Source organism: Dapis hubbardiae BLCC-M172 (assembly GCF_050016015.1).
Classification (GTDB): Bacteria; Cyanobacteriota; Cyanobacteriia; order Cyanobacteriales; family Microcoleaceae; genus Trichodesmium.
Map to the genome: position 1 here is coordinate 13,110 of NZ_JBNHEQ010000340.1, position 6,321 is coordinate 19,430.

6 protein-coding genes are annotated in these 6,321 nt (G+C 35.2%); all 6 read right to left on the reverse strand.

What is annotated here, in order from left to right:
• Positions 1 to 824 precede the first annotated feature (824 nt).
• Positions 825 to 1,319, reverse strand: coding sequence for a HEPN domain-containing protein (locus ACP6PK_RS31605; RefSeq protein WP_426565764.1), 495 nt, complete (start codon positions 1,317 to 1,319; stop codon positions 825 to 827).
• A 182-nt stretch (positions 1,320 to 1,501) separates the two neighbouring features.
• Complete coding sequence (locus ACP6PK_RS31610; protein ID WP_426565766.1) at positions 1,502 to 1,702, reverse strand: hypothetical protein; 201 nt, start codon at positions 1,700 to 1,702, stop codon at positions 1,502 to 1,504.
• A gap of 102 nt (positions 1,703 to 1,804) precedes the next feature.
• Positions 1,805 to 2,059, reverse strand: a complete 255-nt coding sequence (locus ACP6PK_RS31615) for a hypothetical protein (protein ID WP_426565768.1) — start codon at positions 2,057 to 2,059, stop codon at positions 1,805 to 1,807.
• A 23-nt stretch (positions 2,060 to 2,082) separates the two neighbouring features.
• Positions 2,083 to 2,553, reverse strand: a complete 471-nt coding sequence (locus ACP6PK_RS31620) for a ParA family protein (protein WP_426565770.1) — start codon at positions 2,551 to 2,553, stop codon at positions 2,083 to 2,085.
• A gap of 11 nt (positions 2,554 to 2,564) precedes the next feature.
• Entirely contained in the window at positions 2,565 to 3,074 is a 510-nt protein-coding gene (locus ACP6PK_RS31625; protein WP_426565772.1) for a DUF4112 domain-containing protein, read from the reverse strand.
• A gap of 622 nt (positions 3,075 to 3,696) precedes the next feature.
• The gene (dnaK, locus tag ACP6PK_RS31630; protein ID WP_426565774.1) at positions 3,697 to 5,613 is read right to left on the reverse strand and encodes a molecular chaperone DnaK; all 1,917 of its coding nucleotides are present in this window, start codon (positions 5,611 to 5,613) and stop codon (positions 3,697 to 3,699) included.
• Positions 5,614 to 6,321 lie beyond the last annotated feature (708 nt).

Consider the following 6,321-nt stretch of genomic DNA (forward strand, 5'->3'; position numbering starts at 1 on the left):
GAGGTAGATAATTAATTCAACTATTGCGCTCTAGTTTTTAGATTTTAGATAAAGTAGCGATCGCTTAATTTGATGAGGTAGATAATTAATTCAACTATTGCGCTCTAGTTTTTAGATTTTAGATGAAGTAGATAATTAATTCAACTATTGCGCTCTAGTTTTTAGATTTTAGATAAAGTAGCGATCGCTTAATTTGATGAGGTAGATAATTAATTCAACTATTGCGCTCTAGTTTTTAGATTTTAGATAAAGTCCGAGGGTCTCGATAGTGGTAGGCGATCGCCTAATTTGATGAAGTAAATAATTAATTCAACTATTGCGCAATAGTTTTTAGATTTTAGATAAAGTTATGAGCATTTGAGAGAAAAAGTAAACAGTAAACTATGGAAGTAAAGAATATTTATTTCCTGATTTTAACTCTAAGGATTTTATTACCGAAAAATCAAGATATAAAGCCTTCTATTTCCAGAGAAAAATGAAAAAAACCTTTTAGGCAATCCCTCTATTATAGAAACGGTAATTATTAATAATTAATTGTTAATTATTAATGATTGAAACATTTGTAACTTTCTCTTATTAAAGAATTGAATGAATACTGTCAACAACCTGCTCGATAAAATTAACTGCATCACCAACCATAATTTCATCAATTGCCCATCTATTACCTAAACTTAAAGTTGGATCTATATCTGCTTCGTGAGCAATCTTATTTCGACGGTAATTTCAGTTATCAGTTATCAGTTATCAGTTATCAGTTATCAGTTATCAATACCTCAATCAAATAGGGAGGCTTCAAATACTGAATTTAACTTTTTTATTCCATTTCAAAGGGAATTTTGAGACCTGATTTTATGGTCAATAATAATTTGAAATTTTTGCTTAATATCCTTATCTTTTATACCCATAATACTTGCAACTTCTAACCACAATTTTTTATCGGAAATTAGTCTAATTGCATCTGCTATACTATCAGGTTGTTGAAAACTTTTATAACTATGTCGCTGTCTAATTTCATCTTCTAAATAAGATGCAAAGTCGGGAGAATTTTTTAAGCCTTCTCTTGCAATACCTAAAGAAATTTGAAAACGAGAAAATGCAGGAGGTTCAGTACGCAAACCTTGATGTATTTCTAGCATCCCTAGTCTGACAACTTCATGTACATAATAGTCTAAAGCACTTAAGGTTAGAACTAGGGCAGCCCTCAAAATATCTGAAAGGTCGAGAGCAGAGGTAGACTGAGCTTTAACAGAATTATGAATAGCTATCAAATCTCTAACATGATTAATACTAATGTGGGATTGGTGAATCGCAGACTGCATTTGAAGTTAAATTAATTATTCTATCAGCTAGAGTTGAAAAAGCATCTATAAAAGTATTTTGTGCTTTTAAGGTAGTTTATAAAAGTTTTTCATAGTGTTTACCTTCTTGTTGAATTTGCTCTTTTGTCAATGCAAAAACAAGTGTTTAACAGTTTTGAGATATGGCAATAAGACTGTTAAAATCAGACATTATTTGAAGTTAAATTGATGATTCGATCAGCTAAATTTGAAAAGGCATCTCTAAAATTAGAAGATGCTTGTAAGGTATCTTTTAAAACTTTTCTATAGTGCTTACCTTCTTGTTTAATTTGCTCTTTTGTCAATGCAAAAACAGGTGTTTGACAGTTTTGAGATATGGCAATAAGACTATTAAAATCAGACATTTTAGTTAAACAATAGTCATTCATATTTTGAGAAGAGTAAACTTCACCTGAAAATCACATATTTTGTTCTTTTAATGAAGGAACTAAAATATTTTAAACAACTTATTCAATTTGATTTATCCATTTATTGAAACTAGCAGAAGGCTTTTGATACCTGATTCGATAGTTTTGGATAATTGTTCCTAAAAAAAGAGGTGTTACTTTCGGAAAAGGATAAATAGCTTCTGTCAGAACTTTTAATTCACTAGCTTTTTTTGCCCAAATATCCCATCTTGGTATTATTCTAGCTAATGAATCAATTGCCATTATAGAAAAAAAGTCAGGAAAAGTAGGGACAATAAAAAAATTGCTAGTCATAAGTAAGTTCTGATTTATTGAACTTACACTAGACTCATATCAATTAAAATATAATCAGCAGAAAATTTTTCTGCTGTCTTTTCAAATAGATAGGAAATTGAACCGGGAAGGTTTTGAAGAGTTTGAATAGAACCACTTAATTCTTGAGCTATTCCCAGAGTTACTTCATATTCTGCTAATCCTACATGACCTGGTAATAGAAATAAACCATCTTGTTGTTCATTTTTAATACATTCAACTCCCTCTACTAATCTAGGTTGAGATTCAAAAGCAGGTGCTAAAGCAGATTTAATATCTTGTTTTTTACTGTAAATTTCTTCTAATTCTTGTTTACGATAAAATCCCAATACCATACCTGTTAAATTAGATTGAGGATCTGTATCTACCAGAATTACTTTCTTTCCTTTAGATGCTAACATCCAACCCAAATTAAATGTTGTGGTTGTTTTACTCACACCACCCTTATGATTAAAAAGTGCAATTTTTATAGCCATTTTTTATCTCCCTAACCTGGTATAATAAACTGTATTATATTTACCAACAAACTAATAATAAAAACACCCAACGCAGCAATAGCAATTACAAATAAAATCAAGCCACCTAAAACTAAAAAAATAAACCAGCGATCGGCACTTTTACTAACTTGAGGATATTCTAAATGACTCTCCAACAAATCCATATTTTTAGAATTTGCCTTCCATGCAACATCAAACAAATCGCCAAAAACAGGTACAATACCAGCTAGTGAGTCAAATACTATATTAGAAGCCATTCGTGTTAAGGTTTCTTTCGGTAATCCCATAGTTGCTGCGGAGAAAACTATATAAACAGAAATTAGCCCTCCCAAAACATCACCACCACCAGGAATTAACCCTAGCACTGGATCAAGACCAATACCTAACGATGTACCAGGAACACGAATAGCATTATCAAGTAAGTCGCTAAGTTTACGCAATTCTCTAACCTTAGCTGTTTGAGGTTGATTACCTGGAGTAGTAGGATAAGATTTTTTCATCAGTTATCAGTTACGCGCTAGGGAACAGGGAACAGGGAACAGGGAACACTAAACTATCAAAGAGCTTCAGGATTTAGAAATGTCAGGACTAAAGCCACGCGAAACCCCCAAACCCGGTTTCTTGTATACGTCTATTGTTCAAAACAGCGATTTATCCTAGAAACCAGGTACAACAATAATGCGTAAATCCTAAATGTTTTATATCATGTCCGGTAGCATCGGTATTGTATAGCAAAGGTAGGGAACACTTAACTGGGAACAGGGAGGAAGAAGCTTTAAGAGAAGGAAAAACTTTATATGGCGGTAGATATTTTCCCAACTTTTACACGCTCCGATACCAACGGACATGATATTAACCTTTGCTGCGACTGTTATATCAAATCCGCTGGGCAAGGGAAGTGATATAATTCTACCATCAGAAAAGAGTGAAAATTCCTAGTTTGTGGAGGGTTTGGAGACCAAACCCCTACGGGGCAAGAATTATACCAATACTACCGGATTTGATATTATTTCAGAAAAGAGATAGTAGGAACGTTGAATGCAACGTCCCTACAGATTAGGGGGAGAGAATTTTCATTAATGGAGCGAATGGATTAATTATCAATTATCCATTATCCATTATTTACTTTGCTTCAGTAAAATCAGCATCAATTACATCATCTCCACCTCCAGCAGTTGAGGAAGAGGAAGAAGCAGCACCATCACCATTCGGTGCAGCACCATCAGCAGGTGCGCCATCAGCTTGTTGATACATATTGCTGCTAACAGTGTAGAGAGCTTGTTGCAGTTCAGTAGTCAGAGATGTAATCTTCTCATCGTCTTCCTGAGCAACAGCATCCCGCAAGTCTTTAATCAAACCTTCAATTTTAGTCTTATCAGCTTCAGGAACTTTATCTCCCAACTCTTCAATTTGCTTCTCAGCTTGATATGCTAAAGAGTCAGCTTGGTTTTTACGGTCAATTTTCTCACGACGCTCTTTGTCTGCAGCAGCATTTGCTTCTGCTTCTTTAACCATCCGATCGACTTCTGTATCTGGTAGAGTAGAAGCACCTGTGATACTAATAGACTGTTCCTTACCAGTACCTTTATCCTTAGCAGTTACATTCAGAATACCATTAGCATCAATATCGAAAGTAACTTCAATTTGAGGTACACCGCGAGGTGCTGCGGGGATACCATCTAAGCGGAAAGTTCCCAGACTCTTGTTATCATTAGACATTTCCCGCTCACCTTGCAGTACATGAATTTCTACATTTGTCTGACCATCTACAGCAGTTGAGAATACTTCTGATTTCTTAGTAGGAATAGTAGTGTTGCGCGGAATAATTTTAGTCATTACTCCACCCAAAGTTTCCACACCCAGAGATAGTGGAGTAACATCTAACAAGAGAATATCTTTAACTTCACCAGCTAATACACCAGCTTGAATAGCAGCACCAACAGCTACAACTTCATCAGGGTTAACACTTTGGTTGGGGTCTTTACCTAGGACTTTCTTGACTACCTCTTGAACTGCTGGAATTCGAGTCGAACCACCAACTAATACTACTTCGTCAATAGCTTTTTTATCTAATTTGGCATCCCGGATAGCATTTTCTACAGGAATCCGACAGCGATCAATGAGCTCGGAACATAGACCTTCAAACTCAGCTCTGGTAAGAGTTATATCTAAGTGCTTAGGTCCGTCTTGGGTGGCAGTAATAAATGGTAGGTTAATTTCTGCTTGAGTAACGCTAGAAAGTTCAATCTTGGCTTTCTCTGCTGCTTCTGTTAAACGTTGTAGAGCTTGTTTATCTTTACGGAGGTCGATACCTTCTGCTTTTTGGAATTCACTAGCTAGATAATCAACGATTTGCTTATCAAAGTCGTCACCACCAAGATGAGTATCACCAGAAGTAGCTAATACTTCAAATACACCGTCACCTACTTCTAGGATGGAAACGTCGAATGTACCACCACCAAGGTCAAATACTAAAATAGTTTCGTTACTCTTTTTATCTAAACCATAAGCTAGAGAAGCTGCAGTTGGTTCGTTGATAATCCGCAACACTTCTACACCAGCAATTTTACCAGCGTCTTTGGTTGCTTGTCTTTGGGAGTCATTGAAGTAAGCAGGTACGGTAATTACGGCTTGCGTTACTTGTTCCCCAAGATACTTACTAGCATCATCAACCAGTTTACGCAGGACTTGGGCTGAAATTTCTTCGGAGGCAAATTGTTTTTCTAAAGCTTGGCAATCTAATTTAACATTACCATTAATGTTGAGAACTTTATAGGAAACTTCAGTGGTTTCGTGGGTTACTTCATCAAATCTACGTCCGATGAACCGCTTTACGGAGTAAAAGGTATTTTGGGTATTCATCACAGCTTGACGCTTGGCGATTTGACCCACCAGTTGTTCTCCTTTTTTGCCATAAGCTACTACAGAGGGAGTTGTACGGAAGCCTTCAGCGTTAGCTATAACTGTGGGTTTACCACCTTCCATAACCGCAACGCAGGAGTTTGTTGTACCTAAGTCAATTCCGACTACTTTTGCCATAACAGTGTTTTTACTCCATTAAATACAAAATTTTTGCTTATTTGTCAACGTCAACTCTATTTTTTTGATTGACTTAAGGACTAATATTTAAGCTCAATAGTTTGAGTTTGAGTTTAAGGTAAGTCCAGTTTAAATACAGTCTTAAGATTAAGTTACTTATATCTATACTGTCGTTAGTTAGAGGATTCCATGAAGGCGTATTTACCGAACATCATGGAACATGATAATTTGAGGCACTTTTTTATATACTTTTGTCTCTTTTCCCTCTCTAATTTAGGGCTAAGAAGCAATTACTGTCATTGTGGCAAACCGTAAGTTAAGTGTTGTGTTTGCCGTCTAGCGATCGCTTTTTGATACTACATCCGGTTTACATTAGATATACCAATTTCACCAAATATTGCTAGAGTCACGACACAGGAAACAGGGAACAGTGGGAAGAAAAACATAAATATTAAAGAAGAAAAAAGGTTTGATTTCCAGAATTTATGGAATTTATATTTTTTTCTTCTAGGAATAAATCAACAATTCCGATGTAACTGCCTTTTTTGAAAATAGTATTACTTATGAAATAAGGGAATAGGGAAATAATAAGTATCTTTCGATCCTACATTCCCTATATAAACTTGTAATACTGTTTCACGGAATTCAAAAGTCAAAAGTCATGCATTAAGATTTTGTAAACTCAAAACTTTGACACTACAGTAGAAA

Coding starts and splice junctions, on each gene's coding strand:
- ACP6PK_RS31605 (WP_426565764.1), bottom strand. CDS start 1,319: ATGCAGTCTGCGATTCACCAATCCCACATTAGTATTAATCATGTTAGA.
- ACP6PK_RS31610 (WP_426565766.1), bottom strand. CDS start 1,702: ATGTCTGATTTTAATAGTCTTATTGCCATATCTCAAAACTGTCAAACA.
- ACP6PK_RS31615 (WP_426565768.1), bottom strand. CDS start 2,059: ATGACTAGCAATTTTTTTATTGTCCCTACTTTTCCTGACTTTTTTTCT.
- ACP6PK_RS31620 (WP_426565770.1), bottom strand. CDS start 2,553: ATGGCTATAAAAATTGCACTTTTTAATCATAAGGGTGGTGTGAGTAAA.
- ACP6PK_RS31625 (WP_426565772.1), bottom strand. CDS start 3,074: ATGAAAAAATCTTATCCTACTACTCCAGGTAATCAACCTCAAACAGCT.
- dnaK (WP_426565774.1), bottom strand. CDS start 5,613: ATGGCAAAAGTAGTCGGAATTGACTTAGGTACAACAAACTCCTGCGTT.